This is a genomic window from Saccharopolyspora hattusasensis (assembly GCF_050972075.1).
Lineage (GTDB): Bacteria > Actinomycetota > Actinomycetes > Mycobacteriales > Pseudonocardiaceae > Saccharopolyspora > Saccharopolyspora hattusasensis.
In genome coordinates, this window is the sequence record NZ_JBPCDC010000001.1 from 6,747,715 (window position 1) to 6,766,227 (window position 18,513).

General features: G+C 68.0%; 16 protein-coding genes and 1 pseudogene. 12 read left to right on the forward strand and 5 right to left on the reverse strand.

The annotated features are described in order from the left end of the window. Window positions 1-80 precede the first annotated feature (80 nt). Window positions 81-794, forward strand: coding sequence for a TrbL/VirB6 family protein (locus ACRXBZ_RS32510; protein ID WP_433882303.1), 714 nt, complete (start codon window positions 81-83; stop codon window positions 792-794). Between the two features lie 26 nt (window positions 795-820). After that, on the forward strand, window positions 821-1,870 hold the full coding sequence (locus ACRXBZ_RS32515) for a hypothetical protein (RefSeq protein ID WP_433882304.1): 1,050 nt from the start codon (window positions 821-823) through the stop codon (window positions 1,868-1,870). Between the two features lie 29 nt (window positions 1,871-1,899). Here the strand turns inward: ACRXBZ_RS32515 and ACRXBZ_RS32520 are convergent, their stop codons facing one another. The 3 genes from ACRXBZ_RS32520 to ACRXBZ_RS32530 all read right to left on the reverse strand — a co-directional run bounded on the left by ACRXBZ_RS32520 (window position 1,900) and on the right by ACRXBZ_RS32530 (window position 4,351). After that, window positions 1,900-3,780, reverse strand: a complete 1,881-nt coding sequence (locus tag ACRXBZ_RS32520) for a recombinase family protein (RefSeq protein WP_433884041.1) — start codon at window positions 3,778-3,780, stop codon at window positions 1,900-1,902. Window positions 3,781-3,789: 9 nt separating this feature from the next. Then, window positions 3,790-3,981: a hypothetical protein gene (locus ACRXBZ_RS32525; RefSeq protein WP_433882305.1), complete on the reverse strand. Its 192-nt coding sequence runs from the start codon at window positions 3,979-3,981 to the stop codon at window positions 3,790-3,792. 118 nt (window positions 3,982-4,099) lie between these two features. Then, window positions 4,100-4,351, reverse strand: a complete 252-nt coding sequence (locus tag ACRXBZ_RS32530) for a DUF5372 family protein (protein ID WP_433882306.1) — start codon at window positions 4,349-4,351, stop codon at window positions 4,100-4,102. Between the two features lie 2 nt (window positions 4,352-4,353). Between ACRXBZ_RS32530 and ACRXBZ_RS32535 the strand changes: the two genes are divergently transcribed. From ACRXBZ_RS32535 to ACRXBZ_RS32580, 10 genes and pseudogenes are all read left to right on the forward strand, one after another. Beyond that, a complete protein-coding gene (locus ACRXBZ_RS32535) occupies window positions 4,354-5,469 on the forward strand; it encodes a PrgI family protein (RefSeq protein WP_433882307.1) in 1,116 nt (371 codons plus the stop codon). Continuing rightward, a pseudogene (locus ACRXBZ_RS32540) lies at window positions 5,466-7,360 on the forward strand (VirB4 family type IV secretion system protein). Before ACRXBZ_RS32535 ends, ACRXBZ_RS32540 begins: the two are co-directional and overlap by 4 nt. Before the next feature lie 49 nt (window positions 7,361-7,409). After that, window positions 7,410-9,902 (forward strand): type IV secretory system conjugative DNA transfer family protein, encoded by a 2,493-nt coding sequence (locus ACRXBZ_RS32545; RefSeq protein WP_433882308.1) that lies wholly within the window; start codon window positions 7,410-7,412, stop codon window positions 9,900-9,902. A gap of 78 nt (window positions 9,903-9,980) precedes the next feature. After that, the gene (locus ACRXBZ_RS32550) at window positions 9,981-11,012 is read left to right on the forward strand and encodes a replication-relaxation family protein (RefSeq protein ID WP_433882309.1); all 1,032 of its coding nucleotides are present in this window, start codon (window positions 9,981-9,983) and stop codon (window positions 11,010-11,012) included. Window positions 11,013-11,039: 27 nt separating this feature from the next. Next, window positions 11,040-11,975: a M23 family metallopeptidase gene (locus ACRXBZ_RS32555; protein ID WP_433882310.1), complete on the forward strand. Its 936-nt coding sequence runs from the start codon at window positions 11,040-11,042 to the stop codon at window positions 11,973-11,975. A 255-nt stretch (window positions 11,976-12,230) separates the two neighbouring features. Continuing rightward, the gene (locus tag ACRXBZ_RS32560) at window positions 12,231-12,956 is read left to right on the forward strand and encodes a MarR family transcriptional regulator (protein WP_433882311.1); all 726 of its coding nucleotides are present in this window, start codon (window positions 12,231-12,233) and stop codon (window positions 12,954-12,956) included. A gap of 616 nt (window positions 12,957-13,572) precedes the next feature. Then, window positions 13,573-13,743, forward strand: a complete 171-nt coding sequence (locus ACRXBZ_RS32565) for a hypothetical protein (RefSeq protein ID WP_433882312.1) — start codon at window positions 13,573-13,575, stop codon at window positions 13,741-13,743. Between the two features lie 70 nt (window positions 13,744-13,813). Then, window positions 13,814-14,215, forward strand: a complete 402-nt coding sequence (locus ACRXBZ_RS32570; RefSeq protein ID WP_433882313.1) for a hypothetical protein — start codon at window positions 13,814-13,816, stop codon at window positions 14,213-14,215. Between the two features lie 38 nt (window positions 14,216-14,253). Further along, window positions 14,254-14,859, forward strand: a complete 606-nt coding sequence (locus tag ACRXBZ_RS32575) for a PqqD family protein (RefSeq protein ID WP_433882314.1) — start codon at window positions 14,254-14,256, stop codon at window positions 14,857-14,859. After that, window positions 14,859-15,899 (forward strand): radical SAM protein, encoded by a 1,041-nt coding sequence (locus ACRXBZ_RS32580; protein ID WP_433882315.1) that lies wholly within the window; start codon window positions 14,859-14,861, stop codon window positions 15,897-15,899. Before ACRXBZ_RS32575 ends, ACRXBZ_RS32580 begins: the two co-directional genes overlap by 1 nt. Before the next feature lie 374 nt (window positions 15,900-16,273). On the opposite strand, the gene ACRXBZ_RS32585 is transcribed toward ACRXBZ_RS32580, so the two are convergent. Next, entirely contained in the window at window positions 16,274-16,627 is a 354-nt protein-coding gene (locus ACRXBZ_RS32585) for a hypothetical protein (RefSeq protein ID WP_433882316.1), read from the reverse strand. A gap of 131 nt (window positions 16,628-16,758) precedes the next feature. After that, entirely contained in the window at window positions 16,759-18,501 is a 1,743-nt protein-coding gene (locus ACRXBZ_RS32590; protein WP_433882317.1) for a VWA domain-containing protein, read from the reverse strand. Between the last annotated feature and the right edge of the window lie 12 nt (window positions 18,502-18,513).

Here is an 18,513-nt window from a genome sequence, read left to right on the forward strand (position 1 = left end):
ACGGGGAGTACTGCATTCCCGAAGCGCCGACCGCGCCTGCGGTTCCGGGGGCGGGGGAGAGTGAGGATCATGGTGGGTGGTTGCAGCACTTTCTGACGGACTGGTTCTGGGATTTCTTTTCCGACCTGGCCACCTCCGCGCTCAACGGCGTGCTGGATTGGCTTGGCACCTCGCTGTTGGTCACGCCCCGGCTGGATGAGATTCCGGTCGTCGGGCAGGTCTGGGGCAGTTCGCAGCGCATCATGATTGCCTGCTCGGTGCTGGTGGTGATGATCGCCGGGCTGGTGGTGATGGCGTATCAGTCGGTGCAGAGTCGTACCTCGCTGAAGGAAACGCTGCCTCGGCTGGTGGTGGGATTCACCGCCGCCAACTTGTCGCTGTTTTTCGGCGGGAAAGGAATCGAGTTCGCTAACGCCCTCTCGGTGGCGGTCCTCGGTGGTGATCAGGCAGGGATCGATCAGACCGCGCAAGCGTTCACCGACACGCTCCGGGGAAACCTGCCGATTGAAGACGCGCAGTACAGCGATCTGTATGCCGTTTTCACGGCATTGGTGCTGGCGGTCATGATCATCGTGGTGTTGCTGACCTATGTTGTCCGGGTCGCGTTGACTGTCCTGCTTCTTGTGGGTGCCCCGTTGGCGTTGATGTGTCATGCGTTGGCGCCGGTCGAATCGATCGCGTTCTGGTGGTGGAAAGCCTACTGTGGACTGCTGGCCATTCAGGTCGGCCAGTCGCTGGCGTTTATCGCCACCATCAAGATCTTCTATCTCCCTGGTGGAGTCACGCTGTTCTGACACCCCCACGAAAAGGGTGGTTGAGAATGTCGAGTTTCCTTGTCGCTATCGCGATGTGTTACATCCTGATCAAAATCCCGTTCTGGGTCCTGAGTTCTGTTCGCGGTGGCGGCCGGTCCCGCGTCGGGTCGCTGATCAAAGGATTCCTTGCCTACAAAACCTTCGGTCTGCTCCGGGGCGGCATGGCGAGCATCGCCGGATTCCAGCGTTCTCGCGGCGCCACATCGGCCAGCGCGGCGGATCCTTATGAGAACTCCCGTGCCGGCGCGGACGGCCAGTATGTGTTGCCGCTGCCCGGACTCACGCCGGGCCGTTTGCGGCAGCCATTCCGGAACCGCACGAAACCTGCCCCGGTGGCACGCTCTGCGCGGAATGCTGGGGGCCGGCAAGGGGCCTTGTTCTCCGTGGATGGCACGCCGGTGCGTTCGGCGCTGCCACCGGATTTGGGGCCGTCCGGGATGCGTCTGAATCCGCGCCCGGGTGAGCAGCACATGCTGCCGATCCACGCCCGCCACGATCCCGACCGCACCACCCTCGACACCCCATCTTTCTCCGAGGCCGGCCCTCCGGCGGGCGCGGTGCAGCCGACGTTGTGCACCCGTTCGGGGCGACCGCGACCGCAGGCCTTGCCGCCGAAACCGGGCAACCCCGGTGCGATACCCACCCGGATCCCGCCGGGCGGCCAGTACCCGCTGCCGCTGGTGGGACCGTTCACCACGCAGTCCGTCCCCACACCACCACCACCACCGCCTACTGCCCAGCCGGAGCCCGGGCCGGTGCGGGTGCCGGGGCAGCGCCCGTTGCTCACCCCCGGCGGTGAGGTGCACCCGCAAGCACGCGCCCGCCTGCCGCGCCGCGTTCCCCCGAAACCCGCCGCACCCTCGGCATACAAGGGCATTCGCCCCGACAAGCACGGCCAATACGCCCTGCCGCTGGATCTTCCGCGCCCCGCCCGCAGCCGGCCCCGGCCGGCCACCACCGGCGCGAGCTTTGCTGGAGCGGACCCGAGCCAGCCTGAACTCCCTCTGGACCTCCCCGCTGCACCATCGACACCTGCGGAAGGTGATCCCACATGACCGAGCCCATCCGTATTCCGACGGTCGTTTCATACTGCACCTCCTGCGGGTGTTGGGTTGTGTCGTTGGACGCGGGTCGAGTTCGCGACTTGTTGCCGGTAGAGGTCTTGGGTGGCTTCGTCCCAGGGGATGCACCAGCGTCCGGCCGCACCGCGGCGGGCGGGCAGCCATCCTTTGCGGATCCAGTTACCGACTGCGTGGGCCGAAACACCCAGCTGAGTGGCGGCTTGGGCGATGCTGACCTCGCCTTCGCGGACTGCCACGGTGCGTGGGGCGTGGATGCCGTAGGTGTCACGGACTCGCGCGACGGCCTCGGTGTTCCAGGGACGTCCCTTGCCGGTGGTCAACCCGGCGGCGTTGAGCTGCTCGGCGAGCTGCTCGCTGGTCCTTGTCGCACCATAGCGGCGGATGATCTCCAGCGCCGTGGCGGGGGTGCGTCCGGGTCCCTTGCGGTTGATGGTGATCTCGTTGGTGGCACCGGTGTGCCAGCGCACCCCGATCCGGACCTGCCGGGGATCCTCGGTGGACAGCAGGGTGACGTCGGCTATGAGGGTGCGCAGCAAGCGTTTGCGGTCGCGGGGGCTGGTGTCCGGGTCGTCCCACAGCCGCGGCAGATCCGCCGCCAGCGCCTCCAGAGTCGAGCGGGCCGGCAAGGGCGGCTTGGCTGCCCGTGCGGTCTCCAGCGCTGCCTCCGCCTCGGCCAGCGCAGCAAGTTTGGTCTCCCAGCGAGACTCCAAACTCCTTGCGACCAAACGGTTTTCCGGATCAACTTGACTGAAGGCGCGTTCAGCACGGTCAGCCTCATAACGGGCGCGTTCAACGGCGAGCTCGGCAGCCCGATGCGAACGCACGTGCCGCTCGGTGACCTCGTCGGCGACGGCCAACGCCGCAGTGATCTGCTCTGGAGTGACCGCGTCCAGCAGCAACCGGCCGACCACGTCGTCCACGGTGGACACCGCGACCGAGCGGCATTCCGCCGATTTCGCGTGGTCGCGGGCGCTGCTGCAGACGTAGAACACGTAGTGGCGCTTGCCGTAGCGGGTGCCCATTCGTGCGCCACATGCCCCGCAGTAGACGATGCCCTGGCACAACGCGTTTCCCTCGCGGGGTGGGCGGGCGCCGGCGTTGGTCTGGTTCGCAGCGAGTTTGGCCTCGTTGTCCAGGAACTGCTGCCAGCTGATGTAGCCCTCGTGATGGTCGGGGATCAGCACGGTCCACTCATCACGGGTGCGTTTGCGCCGCGCCGAACGCACCGTGCCATCCGGCTGGACACGGCGTTTGTCGTAGCTGCGCCCGTAGGTGTAGGCCCCTGCATAGGCTGGGTTCTTCAGCGCCTGCAGTACGCGGTAGTGGCCCAGCTTTCCCCACTTCAGCTGACCTGCCCACGCACCGCCGTAGGCGCGTTGCGGGAACAGCCGCCCGGTTTCGGCGAACGCCTTGACCACACCGAACGCCGAGCCGGTGCGAGCGAACTCGGCGAAGAGGTCTTCCACCGCGGTGCGGACCTGCTCATCGGGGTCGATCACGACCTGCCCGTCGAGGTCGTAGACAAACCCGACGGGCAGTTGAGCGCGCAGTTCACCGCGGTGCGCGGCGGCCAGCTTCGCGCCGTGCAAGCGGCCGGCGAGCAGGTGGAGCTCGGCCTCCGACATGCTGCCTTTCAACCCCAACAACAGGCGATCGTTGACGTCGCCCAGGTCGTAGACGCCGTCGCCGTCGATGAGCAGCGTGTCGGTCAACCGCGCCAGCTCCAACAGCCGCGCGAACTCGGCCGACGAGCGCGCCAGCCGGGACACCTCCAGCCCGAAGATCGCCCCGACCTCGCCCAGACACACCCGCGAGATCAGCTCGCGGAAACCATCGCGCTCCGAGCCGAACCGGCCCGACACTCCGAGGTCGGCGTCGACGATGACGACCTGTTAGGCCATCCAGCCGAGTTCGACCGCCACGCCCGACAGACCGTACTGGCGGGCGGTCGACTCGGCGTGCTCGCGGACCTGCATCACGCTCGACTGCCGCACATACACCACCGCCGTCCGCGACCGGTGGTCCGTGCTGATCTTCAACGCCCCGTTCACCAGCACCACCGCCGCTGCGGGACTCGCGACCAAGCACCGATTCGACCATGTTCGCCACGGCCATCACCGCCTCGCCACACCAGGCCGCGGCCACCACGCCTCACTCCCGGCCCAGCCGAGCCGTCGCTGTCGAGTTTGATCACCGAGATCATCATTCACCCGCCTGGGTGGTGCCTGAACGGCGGCCCAGCACCGCGTCGGTCACCTCGCGCAACGCCGCCAAGCCGTCGACCGCGAGCCGCTGCTCGGCGGCCGGAACCCCGCGATCGGTCCACTCCTGGCGCAGCGTAGCCCGCCGCTGACCGTCGACCTCGCACACGAACCACAGCCCGCGCCGTGTGTGGCGCTCGAACAGCACCACCAACTCCCGACCCTGCAACGGATGAAAGGGATGGGTGACCACCAATGAGCTTCCACGAGACCCGGACAAGCGGGTCGTATACGGTTCGCATCCCGTCTGATGTGGACAGAGAAGACCGCATCCTGGCGAATTTGACCGCGCGGCAGCTGGCCATCCTCGCCGTCACCGGCGCGGCGCTGTATCTCGGCTGGCTGACGACGCGGACTGTCGTGCCGCTGCCGGTCTTTGTGGTGCTGGCGCTGCCGATCGCCGCGCTCGTCGTGGCGCTGGTGCTGGGGCAGCGCGACGGAGTGTCGCTGGACCGGCTCGCCGTGGCCGCCCTCCGGCAACGCATGGCCCCCACACACCGCGTCACCGCCCCCGGCGGGGTGCAGCCCGCCCCGGACTGGCTGACCGCCCGCGCGCACCACGCCGCCCGTCCAGGGCTGGACGCGTCCCGGCTGGGGGCCGTGGAGTTGCCCGCGACAGGCGTGCGTTGCGCATCTGCTGCCGAGGCCGGTGTGGTGGATCTCGGCGCGGACGGGCTGGCGGTGGTGGCCGTGGCCTCGACGGTCAACTTCGCGCTACGCACCCCGGCCGAACAAGCCGGTCTGGTAGCCGGTTTCGGGCGTTATCTGCATTCCCTGACCGCCGGGATCCAGGTCCTCATCCGCGCTGAACGTCTCGACCTGACCACGCAGATCGCCGACCTTCGAGATCGTGCCGGGGGATTGCCGCATCCCGCGCTGGAAGCCGCCGCGGCCGAACACGCCGACTACCTCGCCTATCTCGCCGGGCACGCGGACCTGCTCCGCCGTCAGGTCCTTCTCGTTCTGCGTGAACCCGTGCAACACGCCACCACGAAACCGGTCTTTCTCGCCTGGCGGCGCCACAAGCGCACCACCAGGAGCGTCCCCGGGGATGCGGCGCGGCGGGCCGCCGAAGCGCGTCTGGTGCGACGGCTGGACGAAGCCACGGATCTCCTGGCGCCTGCCGGGATCGTGGTGACGGTCCTGGATGCGGGGCAAGCCACCAGTGTGCTGGCCGCCGCCTGCAACCCCGACCGCGTCCTGCCCACTTTCGCCGCCGCTGTGGCCGGTGCGGAGGACATCATCACCACCCAGCCCGAACGGCACACCGATGACATTGCCGGCGAGGACGAGTGGGGGCGTGCGGCATGAGGGCCCGCACACGGCAGCGTGCCGCACGGGAGGCGAGTTCGGCGGTGTTCGCGCCGGAGGCGCTGAGTATCGGGGCTCGGCATGTGGAGGTCGGCGGGGACTGGGCCGCGTCTTTCGCGATCACCGGGTATCCCCGCGAAGTCCATCCGGGGTGGCTGCAGCCCCTGCTGACCTACCCCGGTCGGCTGGATGTGTCGCTGCACGTCGAACCGATCGATCCCACGACCGCCGCGAGGCGCCTGCGGAACCAGTTGGCGAAACTGGAATCCGGTCGTCGGCACACCGCCGAGCATGGCCGCCTCGCGCGGACCCGCAGATGGACGCGGCCACCGAGGACGCCTACGAGCTCTCTGCCCGGATCGCCCGCGGCGAAGGCAAACTGTTCCGCTTCGGCCTCTACCTCACGATCCACGCCAGCACACAGGAGGCCTTGGCTGACGAGGTTGCCGCGGTCCGGGCGTTGGCGGCGTCGCTGTTGCTGGACGCCGCACCCGCCACCTACCGCAGCCTGCAGGGCTGGGTGTCCACCCTCCCCATGGGACTGGACCTGCTGGGGATGCGTCGCACCTTTGACACCAGTGCGCTGGCCGCGGCGTTCCCTTTCACCAGCGCCGACCTCCCTCCGGCCGATCCGACGTCGGTGTCGGCGCCGGCGGGGGTGCTCTACGGGTTCAACGTGGGCAGTCAAGGGCTGGTGCACTGGGATCGCTTCGCGGCCGACAACCACAACAGTGTGATCCTTGGCCGCAGTGGTGCCGGGAAGAGCTACCTGGTCAAACTGGAGACGCTGCGTTCGCTGTATCGCGGGGTCGAGGTCGCTGTCATCGACCCCGAAGACGAATACCGGCGCCTGGCCGAGGCCGTCGGCGGCACCTACCTCCATCTCGGTGCTGACGGTGTGCGCCTCAACCCCTTCGATCTGCCCATCGCTACTGGTGCCGACGGCATGCGCACCGCGCCGAAAGATGCGCTCGTGCGCGCAAAGAGGGTGTTCCTGCAGACCGTGATCAGTGTGCTCCTCGACGCGTCACTGTCGGCGGGGGAGCGGGCAGTGCTGGATGAGGCGATCGCCGCGACCTACCGCCAGGCCGGAATCACCCCGGATGCCCGCACCTGGACTCGCCCCGCTCCCACGCTCCGCGATCTTCGCGACACCCTCACCGCCACCGGCCACACGGTCGCGGCCGATCTCGCCGGGCGGCTGCATCCCTATGTCGACGGAGCGTTCCAGGACCTGTTCAACGGGCCCACCACGATCCGCCCCGACGGGCACCTCGTGGTGTTCTCGCTGCGGGATCTGCCTGAGGAACTCAAACCCATCGGCACCCTGCTCACCCTGGACGCGGTGTGGCGGCGGGTCACTCACCCCGTGCTCCGCCGGCCGCGGCTGGTCGTCGTCGATGAGGCGTGGCTGCTCATGCGGCAACCCGCGGGCGCGGAGTTCTTGTTCCGTATGGCCAAGGCGTCCCGGAAACACTGGGCCGGGTTGACCGTGGCGACCCAGGACACCGCCGACGTGCTCGGCAGCGATCTCGGCAAAGCCGTCATCGCCAACGCCGCCACCCAGATCCTGCTGCGGCAGGCCCCGCAAGCGATCGAGGAGATCACCCGCACTTTCGATCTTTCCGCCGGCGAACGCCAATTCCTGCTCACGGCTGAACAAGGCCAAGGCCTGCTGGCCGCTGGCACCCAGCGCGTGGCCTTCCACACCGTCGCCTCACCCACCGAACACACCCTCGTCACCACAGATCCCGCCGAACTCGCCGACACCACACACCAGGAATCCACTATGGACTCCGGGTACGTCGAGCTCGGTCAGACCACGACGCACCTCGCCGGCGATGAACCCGGGACTGGCGCGAGCGACATTCGCCTTCCGCGCTCAACCTGACCACCCGCGTGCCGAATGAACTGGACACGTCACCTCGAGGAGGTGCGGTATGCCCGCCTTGCCGTCTGCAGTGATCAGCCTGGTCGGTGGAGGGATCGAAGACTACTTACGGGACCCGTGGGGTGCTCTGCAGCTCGTCCTCGGGCGCCTCGGTGACGTGGCTAGCTCCGCCGCTCCTGTCGCGGTGCCTGGTCTCATCGTCGGGCTTGTCGGCGTGGTGGGCGGGCGTTGGTGGTGGCGCGGTCGCTGCCGTCAGCGCCTCATCGAGAACGCCCGCATGGTGACGATCCTCGCCCCGCCCACAGTGGACCCCGCGGGTGGAGCGGCGTTGTGGTCGCACCTCGTTGGCCTGCTGCGCCCACGATGGAAACGCCTTCTCACCGGCCAACCCCACCTGGCGTGTGAGTACGTGTTCTCCCAGGCTGGTGTTGCGATCCGGTTGTGGGTGCCTGGCGTTATTCCCCCTGGTCTGGTCGAGCGGGCGGTGGAAGCGGCCTGGCCCGGCGCACACACCCGCACCAGCCCCGCCGAACCACCCCTGCCCGCGCCCGGTGCGGGAGGGCGGCGAGTGCTGGTCGGGGGAGAGCTCCGGCTCGCGCGCCCGGACGCGCTGCCGATCCGGACCGACTTCGACGCCGACCCGATCCGCGCGTTGATCGGCGCACCGGTCGGCCTGGACCGCGAAGAGCACGCCTGCGTGCACATCCTCGCCCGCCCCGTCACCGGGCGCCGCCTCGCCCAAGCCCACCGCGCCGCCCGCCACACCCACACCAGCAGCCACCTGGTAGGCCGGGTCCTGGACCTCATCACCCCCGGCAGGGCCACTATCCGCCCTCGCGACAGCGGCCGGGAGATGGCTCGTCGTGATCCGCAGACGTCGCTGGAACACTCCGCGGCCAACCGGGCGATCGTGACCAAACAACGCGGCAGCCAGTACGAGACCGTCATCCGCTACGCCACCGCCACCCTGCTTTCCCACACCGCGACCACCACGGAGGTCGACGCGGCGAGAGCGGCGGCACGAGGCCGGGCGCACGCATTGGCGGCCTCGTTCGCCTCCTACACCGGCCACAACCACTACACCCGCCACCGACTCCGCCACCCCGACACCGCCTTCACCCAGCGATCCCTGCGACGGGGCGATCTGCTGTCGGTCCCGGAGCTCGCGGCACTGGCACACCTGCCCACCGACGACGCCATCCCCGGAATCCAGCGCGCCGGAGCCAAAGCCATCGCCCCACCACCCGGCGTGGCCACCCCCGGCCCGCAAGCCAAGCCACTGGGCGTCACCAACACCGGCCATCCCCGCCCGGTGGCGCTACGGGTGCCTGATGCCCGGCACCACCTGCATGTCCTGGGCGCCACCGGATCCGGCAAATCCACCCTGCTGGCCTCCATGATCCTCGCCGACGCCGAAGCCGGCCGCGGCATTGTGGTGATCGATCCCAAAGGCGACCTGGTCACCGACGTCCTCTCCCGCCTACCCCGCGCCGCAGCCGACCGTGTGGTGCTCTTTGACGCCGACGCCCGTACCCGCCCACCCTGCCTGAACCCCCTCGATGGTGGGGAAACCGACCTCACCGTCGACAACCTGGTGTCGGTGTTCCGCCGTGTCTATTCCGCGTTCTGGGGCCCGCGTACCGACGACGTCATGCGTGCCGCGTGTCTCACCCTGCGCGCCCAGGACGGCACCGCCACCCTCGCCGACCTGCCTACCCTGCTGGCCGAGCCCGCCTTCCGCGCCCGGGTCACCGCCGCCGTCACGGACCCGGTCCTCAGAGGATTCTGGTCCTGGTATGAGGACCTCACCGACGCCTCCCGCAGCCAGGTCATCTCGCCGCTGATGAACAAACTCCGCGCGTTCCTGCTGCGGCCGTTCGTGCGCGACGCCATCGCCGCCGGACCCTCCACCATCGACATGACACACATCCTCGACGGCGGGATCTGTTTGCTGCGGATCCCGAAAGGCACGCTCGGCGAGGAAACCACCCGGCTGATCGGATCGCTGGTGGTGGCACGGGTCTGGCAGACCACCACCGCCCGCGCCGCTATTGCGCAAGCCCAGCGCCGGGACGCGGGCATGGTCATCGACGAATGCCACAACTTCCTCAACCTGCCCTACCCCATGGAGGACATGCTCGCCGAAGCCCGCGGATTCCGCCTCGCCATGACCCTGGCGCACCAGCACCTCGGCCAACTCCCACGCGAGCTCAAGGAAGGGATCTCCACCAACGCCCGCAGCAAGATCTTCTTCAACGCCAGTCCCGAAGACGCCCGCGAACTCTCCCGCCACACCACCCCACGGCTGTCCGACCACGACCTCGCGCACCTGGACGTGTACCACGCCGCCGCAAGGCTGGTCCTGCACGGCGCCGAAGCCGAACCCTTCACCCTGACCACCCAACCACTCCCACTACCCATCCCCGGGCGCGCCCGGGAGATCCGCCGCATCGCCCGGAACACCCACCACCAACCCGCATCACAGCCCACCACCGAAGACGAGCACCAGGCGCGCAGCGCGGATCCCCGCCGTAACACCTGACCACCACACGAGCCTTCGACGCGACGCTGCGCTCGTCGTGGCGATTCAGCTTGCCCATGATCTGGAGGTGCTTTTCCCGTGATCATCAAACCCACTCGGCAGCGCGCGTTGCACGGACTCAAACCCGCACGCCCGACCCCGCGCGTCGCCAACTCCGTTGAACACCAAGCCATCTTGGCCTGGCGGCTGACGCCCCGCGACAAGTGGATTATCCGGATGCTGCACGAACACCGCGTGCTCACCGCTACCCAGATCACCGGCTGTGCGTTCCCGTCGTTCCGCTCCGGCCGCCAGCGCCTGCGCGAGCTGTTCCAGTGGTCGGTCCTGGACCGCTTCCAGCCCGCGATCGTGCTCGGTACCGCGCCCATGCACTACGTCCTCGGTCCCGCCGGTGCTGCCGTTCTCGCCGGCGAATATGGGCTGGATATCAAAGATCTTGGCTACCGTCGCGACCGGACCATGAGCATCTCCCACCACCAGCGCCTGGCCCACACCGTCGGCGTCAACGAATGGTTCACCACCCTCATTAGCCGCGCCCGTTACCACCCTGGGGAAGTGCTGCGTGCGTGGTGGTCGGAAACCCGCTGTGCCCGTCACTTTGGTGACCTCGTCCGCCCGGATGCCTACGGCCGTTGGCGTACCGCGAGCGGGGAGACCGAGTTCTTCCTCGAATTCGACCTCGGCACCGAGACCGTGGCTCGCGTCGCCCGCAAACTCCACGGTTACGCCCACCTGGCCACGGCCACCGCCATCACCACCCCTGTGCTGGTGTGGCTGCCTTCCGGTCGCCGCGAAGTCACCGTCCGCCGCCAACTCCACCGCATCTGGCGAGACCTCGACCAACCCCACCGAGTCCCCGTCGCCACCGCCGTGGCCGATCATCTCGACCCCGACACCGGCCACCCCAGCCCGGCCGAACCCCTCTGGGCACCCCTTACCGCCACCACCGGAGGCGACGCTCGGTACCCGTTGCAGGACCTCGCTGGTGTGTGGAACCTCCCGGCCCCCAACACGGTGAATGACCCCGCGGCGGGCGTGACTCCGAAGGGCGTGCTCCCGCCGCCTGAGCCCATGCCTCCAGCTCCCGGGCCTCGCAGGGTTTCGAGGTGATCAGCCCTGTCCGCCCTTGTCAAGACTGTGCTCGCCGTCGTGGGCGGGTTGGTCGTTCTCATCGTGTTCATGGCCGCTGGCGCTGCCGGGGTCGTCACCACGGTCCTCGGCGGTGCCCATCTGACACGCTGCACAGTCGCCGGGGACGAGACGCCCGCCGTATCCGGCTACACGCCTGAGCAACTCGCCAACGCCACAACCATCATCACGGTCGGCGAACAGCTCAACGTGCCCGAACGCGGATGGATCATCGCGCTGGTCACCGCCATCCAGGAGTCCCGGCTGCGCAACCTCGACTACGGCGACCGCGACAGCCTCGGACTGTTCCAGCAACGCCCATCCCAAGGCTGGGGCCTGCGAGAACAGATCCTGGACCCCACCTACAGCGCCACCCAGTTCTACCGGCACCTACTCGCCGTGCCCGACTGGCCGGCGATGAGCATCAACGACGCCGCACAAACAGTCCAGCGCTCCGGCTGCCCGAACGCCTACGCCCGCCACGAACCCGCAGCACGACAACTCCTCACCGCCCTCCACGGACGCACTTGCACCAGGACACCAGCAGCGGGGGAGTGGACTGTGCCCGTGCAGGGGCACTGCACCTCAGGTTTCGGGCCCCGCGGCACCGGTTTCCACCGCGGACTGGATATCGCCGCCCCACTCGGGACCCCGATCCTCGCCGCCGGCAGCGGCACCGTCCTCGACTCCGGACCCGCTACCGGCTACGGCCTCTGGATCCGCATCCAGCACCCCGACGGCACCATCACCACCTACGGACACAACAACCGCAACCACACCCGACCAGGCCAGCAAGTCCGCACCGGAGCGCTCATCGCCGAGGTCGGTAACCGAGGCGAATCAACCGGACCGCACCTCCATTTCCAGATCGAAGAGCACGGGCAGCCAACCGATCCGGTCGGATTCTTCCGGCGGCACGGCGGGCCGGCCCTGTGCGACCAATGACATCCGTGCCCCAGAACATCACCGCGCCCGGGGCCGATCGCGATTCGATTCGCTGCGGCCGCGGAATGGGCACCGACGCGCCCGATCGGAGGAATGTCCACACAAGACAGTCATCTTGTTTCGGAATCCGCTTGACAGGACCGGGCCAACGAAGCGTCCATGTCTGTGTAGCCCACTCGACCGGCAGCGCACCGGGGGCTGCAACCGCCCCCGGGGGCATGACCCACCACCCATCCCAAACAGGAGCGAACCGTCATGCCCAGAAAGAACGACAACGCCCGCACCACAGCCAAGCAGCGCCCCCTGAAAGCCGTTCCCACAGCCGACACCGATAGCAACCCGATGCCCGAGCGCACCGAATCCCAGGACAAGGTGTGGGCCGCACTCCACGCCAACCCGGGCGCCACCACTACCGACATCGCCGAAGCTGCCGGAGTCGGCCGGTCCACCGCCGGAAAGATCCTGGCAACGTGGGCCAAAGACGGCAGCGTCACCCGCATCTCCGGCATCGGCGACGGCGGACGCCGCAGCGCCGACTGCTGGACAATCACCCACACCGACCAGATCACGCCCCCGCAAGGACCAGCTTCCCCCACACACGACGACACCACGCCACAACCGGCCACCGTGGAGGAGCCAAGCCAGCCGCAAAGCCCCGGCCAGAACGACGCATCTACCGCGGAGGAAAAGGAATCTGCGGAAGACGCACGAGAGGCCAGCGGCGTCGACGATGCTCCCGGCCCGATCATCAAGGGACCCCGCCTGAGTAAGGGTGAATTGCGCGGCATGGTCGAGGACTACCTCACCGAACACCCCGGCGAAGAATTCAGCCCCAACACCATCGGCAAAGCACTCAACCGCTCCTCCGGAGCCGTCAACAACGCACTGGAAAAGCTCGTCGCCGACGGCTACGCAGTACAAACCCAGGACAAACCCAAGCGGTTCGCCGCCAAACCACAAACCGACGCGCCCGCCAGCTAAGCCACCGACGACGGAAGGAAATTACGTAGCAGGGCCAGGCTCCCGGAGGGGAGCCTGGCCCTGCGGTGCATTGGTCGTCGAGCTTGCCGCCACGGCCGAATTTGCGAGGGTGAATTATGGGACACCGTGGACTGGCATGAGCGTTGCCTTGCCCGCCGGTAGGGCACGTCGACCCCGAAGGGTTGATGCCCGACTGGACGTGCTGTGCTCGGTGTCGTCCCGGTGCCGCCAGCATGGGCTGGATCGCCTGTGACCCGGCTGGCTGGGATGGTGAAAAACGGCGTCAGTTGTCCGCGAATTCGGGCATCACTTGGCGGGCAGGACCATGATCAATGTTGGTGAAAATGACGCAGGTTGCTGCGGGTGGCTGGCTGACCGCGCAACGATGTCGGCGTACTGACCAGACTGCTCGGCGGTGGACGGATGAACGTGCTCACGTGTGGGGCTAGTCACTAGTTCGATCGCCCGGTCGGCGATCTGGACGCGGTTGTTGGCTGGTGGCTGGGAGCCGACCTCTTGCTCCGGGGGCGAGGACGGGCAACCGAGGTGTCGTGGACTTACCGGACGTCGAAAATGGGGTGAGGAGTGCACGGTCGCGGGCGTAGCGTCGGCGACCGTGATCGGTGAGGCGAACGCGGGAGATGACCCGGCGGACGGCTGGTTCCCCGAGAGCGTGGCCGCTGGCTACGACGCTCCGGGCGGGGCGGACGTGCCCGAGGTGGTGACGCTCGCAGTGGACGTCCTCAAAGACCTGGCCGACGGCTGCATGGCTAGCTGCGGCAGCTGATCGCCTACGGCCGCGAGTTCGTCGGCCGGCGGCCTTATCCGCTGGCGACCCTGGCCAAGGCGGCAGGCCTGTGGCCCGCAACCTCGCACTGTCCACCATCGAGAAACGGGCGGTCGACTACGTGCGTTCGTCGAGCACACCGGCGGAAGGTTTCCCTGGCGCCAAGGTCGTCGATGGCTTGCGCGGTGATCACCGTGCAGGTCACCAGCCACGCGGCGGGATCGCCGTCGGCGACTGCGGCGCGGAACGCTCCGCCGCCGCTGCGACACCCGGCCCACACCTGTCCGACTACGCCCACGTCTGCGCCGGGCGGCTGCCGACCGTCGCCGAGTTCACCGACTGGGTGACCCGGGGGGTGCATTGCGCGGGATTCGGGCACCCTGACGTCGCGGGACTCGCGGTTGCCGAACTCCGTCCGACCCGCTCAGCCGGGGCTTGCGCCGGGCGCTGCGCATCAACCCAGTGTCCGTGACGGCAGCTGATGCGGTGCAGAGGGGATGTGTGTCAGACGTGGAGAACCAGAAGAGGCTCAAGCGAGCGGAGGACATCCACTTCGCCGAGGTTGGCGACGAGTTCTACCTCACGCTTGAGAATCGCCAGCTGGTGGCGTGCATCAACCAGCCAGCGTTCGTGCTGTTGGAAAATCTCGATGGCTTCGCGGCCCCCGACGGCGTGGCCAGTGCCCTCGCGGAGCGCTACGGCGCGGCGGCAGAGGAGGTCCAGCGGGCCGTCGCCGCAGTATGCGAGGAAGCGGAGCGGCTCGGCATCATCGAGGCGGTCAGAGGGGACAGCGGTTCCAAGCGGGGACCGTTTGCCGTCGAGGGAATCGACCGCTGGGACCTTCCAAAAATCTTGCGGGTATGGCAGGGCGACGAACTCGAGGGCGGGATGTTCGTGAACAGCGATGGCTGCGACATCCACGTAATCGTTCCGAACGTGACCGACGGTCCGATCAAGACGTGTCCGCCGCACACATGCACTATCCCGGCCGGCCTCTTCACACCCGAGACGATCATTCGCACCTTCGACAGCCAGTGGCGCCGGAACTTTGAGCGGTTCCGGCGCTCGGGCATTGTGCACTTCTCACAGCGCAACCCGCCGAAGGGAGAGCGCTGATGCCTGACGGAATCTTCGGTTACTCCTGCCTTGGCATCTCGGTCACCATGACGTGCCCGCTGAAGTGCGCGCATTGCATTACGAAGTCGACCCCTCACGTTCGCGACGACATGTCGGTCGACGAGGCGCTCAAGTACCTGTACGACGCCCAAGGCGCGGTCGACCATGTCAGCTTCACCGGAGGCGAGCCGTTCCTGAAGCCTGCCCGCCTCAGGACACTCGTGCGCGAAGCGAAGGACGCGGGTTATGTCGTGTCTGTCATGACCAGCGGTTTCTGGGGCCGCGACAAGCGGCAGGCCACGCGTCAGCTCGCCGAGCTGCAAGAGCTCGGACTCGACATGCTGGGCGTGAGCCTTGACCGCTATCACCTCGAGTTCATTGACGAAGGTCGCTGCGTCAACATCGCCGAAGCCTGCGATGCCCTGGGGATCCACGTTGCCGTCCGCGTGATCACAACCCCAAGCGACAACTACGGTGACCACGTCAGGACGCTTCTCTCGCACACGGGCGCGGAGGTGCACGTCAACTTTCTTGTCAAGCTCGGGCGGGCCGAAGAGTTCGCCGAGGAGGACTTCAAGTTCTCGTCTCGTCCACCACGGGAGACGTGCGAGACGGTGACGGCGGCGGACGTCGTCCCCGGTGGGGTGGTTTACGCCTGCTGTGGCCCGGGTCTCTACATGCACGAAGCGAACCCGCTGATCCTTGGCAACGCGCAGGAAGAGAGCCTCGGCCTCATCCTAGAGCGGGGGCTCACGAACCCGTTCATGAAGGTCATCAACACGCGCGGACCGGTAGGGCTGCTCGAGGACCTCCAGGAGAATGGGTTTGGCCATCTCGTCAAGCTTCGCGAGCGCTACACCGATGCGTGCCAACTCTGCCTCGACATCTGTAACTCAAGCGAAGCGGTCGAGGCGCTCCGCCGGATCTACGCCAGGCCGGACATCCGGCGTGACCAGAATGCGATGCAGTTCTTGAAGATGGTGCGCGAGAGTCAAGCCGTCAGACGGATCCGGCGGCCGATGGATCGACCGCATGCTTGAAGCGGTCAGCTTTGCGGAGAACGTCGAACGTGCCGCAGCAGAGCTAGCCTGAGTTTCCCTCTTAGCATGATCAACATCAGAGTTTCGGCTGATCAGAGGGAACGTTTCATGATCCCCGGTGTATTACCCAACTCGCTCGATCACCGCTGTGGCGTGCTCGCAGGTCACCGACGTGAGGCCGCGGAAACTCGATGTTACGCCATGGGCCGTCGGGACTGGCCGCTGCCGTACTGGGTAATACAGTGGGCCGGGTCGAAACCTAAGCGCCCCGAGGAAATGCTGTCGAGCAATCAGCTAGCGGGGAAACTCAGGCTAGTTCAGAGAAGCAAGCGTGCTCGTGCTGTTCTCCGGTTGTGGGTTCGTAGTGTGTTCGGTCAGGTCGCGGTGTTGGTGTCCTGGGGTCCGGTGCGGTGCGCCTGCCGGTAGGCGTAGACAGCGGCCGCGAGAGGTTCTCGCAGGGCTTGCATGCTCGCGACGGCCGCGTCGTAGTTTCCCGAGTCCGAACACGATGCGAGGCTGAAGAGGTGACGGTTGCCGTCGGCGACGCCGTGCAGGTAGCGGGAGATGCCGTCGGCGATTCGCTTGGCCGCGTCCTGATGGTAGGCGAAGTTCTCTGCGATCACCTTCAGCACGATGTCGACGGGGTGGGTGTCGTCGAGTTCTGCGCGGGTAATACCCGCGACTTCGGTCAGGATCTTGTCGGTGCTGTTGACACGGTTCTCGGGCAACGCTCTCTCCTGTTCTGGGGTTTCCACTGTGGTCAGTTGGTGCCGTGGTACCGGCTTTCGCTTGGGGTGGCGACCGGGTGCCAGGTGGCCGGGTGCCAGGTGGCCGGGTGTCCGGCCACCTGGCGGGGCGGTTAGCGGGCGGCGCGCAGTGCTGCGGTGGCGGCGTGGCCGATGGCGTGTGCGGTGGCGGTGGGATCGGCGAGCGGGTGAACGGTGACGCCGTGCAGTGGGTTCACGCGGGGGCTGTCGGGTGCGAGCCACAGCACGGCGCATCCGTTGGCGCGCAACCGATCGACGCGGCGCTGTCCTTCTGCACGTGGGTCGTCCCGGAACCGGCCGTCGGAGACGATCACCAGCAGCCGCGCGGCTGCGGGGCGGGAGAGGTCCAGGGCTCCGTCGAGGGCGTCGATGGCGCGAGGGATGTCCTCGTAGTTGTCGTCGGCGTCGAACTCGGTCACGTGCGTGGGGGCGGCATCGGGGCGGGTGATGGCGCGCACCCGGTTCCCGAAGATCACGGTCGCGGCGGCGGCCGGTATCTGGGCGTGGTGGGCGGCGTTGCCGAGGATCCAGGCGGCGGAGGCGACCGGTCCGGCGAAGGCCCGCATGGATCCGGACACGTCGCAGGCGATGCCGAGCCGCAGGGGTGGGCTGGGCGCGATGCGCCGGGTGGTGCGGGTGAACGGTTCGGCGGTCGGTAGCGCTCCGGCGGCGCGTTGCGCGTCGGCGGCCAGTGCGCCGCGCATGCGCAGCCGTCCGGGTGGTGTGGGCGAGGTTGTCTTTGTCGCTACACGGTCGCGGATTCCGGCGGTGCTCAGTGCGCGACCGAGGCGGCGCGCGGCAGCGCGTTCCTGCCCTGTGGGGGGTCGTGTTCCGGTGATGGTGGTTTTCCCTCTACGCGGTCCGCCGGTTGCGGAGAAGACCTTTCGCGCGGCTTTCGCGGCGTCTTGTTGTGCCTGGCGTTCGGCGCCCGCCGCGTCCGTTTCGGCCGTCGCGGGGTCGGCGGGAGCCTCTTCGGCGGCGACGGCTACGGCGGTTCGCGCTGTGGCGACGGCGATGGCGCTGGCCAAGGGTGATGGGGTCCCCGTTTCACCGGGGGTGGCTTCCTCACCGCCTGCCCCGGTATCCGGGTCGGTGCCGAGGGCTTCGCACCAGCGGCGGCCGAGGTCGATCATGGTGTCGGCGTCGTTGTCCTCGACGTGGTGGGCGGCCAGCCACAGGTCCCGTAGCTCGTCCAGGGTTGAGGTGCCGAGGAGGGAGTCGACGACGTTGCCGACGATTTTGGTTTCGTCGGGGGTGAGGATTCCGGCGTCCGTGCGGGCCAGCAGCAGGGCGGCGGCGTGGGCGGCCGCGTGCGGTGTCATGCCGGGGGCGCGGGTGGGGTCGTTGGCGTGGGTGTCGGCGAGGATGAGGTGGGTAGCGGAGGCGCGGAGCCAGTGCCGGTCGTCGGGGCGGCGGCGGATCTGGTGGGCCTCGATGCGGGATTCTTCCAGCAGCATCGCGGCGTCGACCGCGCCGGGTGGGGCGTCGCGGGGCGGTTCCCAAACGGAATGGCGGGCGTGGGCGCATTCGTGGGTGAGCAGGCCCCACGCGGTGGCGTAGCGGGCTCGGTCGCCGAGGCGGTCGGGGGTCATGGTGGCGGGGTCCACTGTGCCGAGGTGGGCGCCGTCGATTTCGATCGTGGCGTGGTGCGGGAAGTAGCAGGCGGGCGACCCGTGCCCGGCCCCGGGGGCGATGGTGACGAGGAGGTCTTCCCGGTCGGCGATGACCGGAACCTCGTCGGTGAGTGTGGCGGACAGGCGCAACCACACGGCGTCGCGGGAGGAATCGAGGCGGGTCTTGCCGACAGCGGTATCGGTGATCTGATGCGTGCTCATGGGGATCGTCCT

Coding starts and splice junctions, on each gene's coding strand:
- ACRXBZ_RS32515 (WP_433882304.1), top strand. CDS start 821: ATGTCGAGTTTCCTTGTCGCTATCGCGATGTGTTACATCCTGATCAAA.
- ACRXBZ_RS32580 (WP_433882315.1), top strand. CDS start 14,859: ATGCCTGACGGAATCTTCGGTTACTCCTGCCTTGGCATCTCGGTCACC.
- ACRXBZ_RS32590 (WP_433882317.1), bottom strand. CDS start 18,501: ATGAGCACGCATCAGATCACCGATACCGCTGTCGGCAAGACCCGCCTC.
- ACRXBZ_RS32535 (WP_433882307.1), top strand. CDS start 4,354: ATGAGCTTCCACGAGACCCGGACAAGCGGGTCGTATACGGTTCGCATC.
- ACRXBZ_RS32545 (WP_433882308.1), top strand. CDS start 7,410: ATGCCCGCCTTGCCGTCTGCAGTGATCAGCCTGGTCGGTGGAGGGATC.
- ACRXBZ_RS32560 (WP_433882311.1), top strand. CDS start 12,231: ATGCCCAGAAAGAACGACAACGCCCGCACCACAGCCAAGCAGCGCCCC.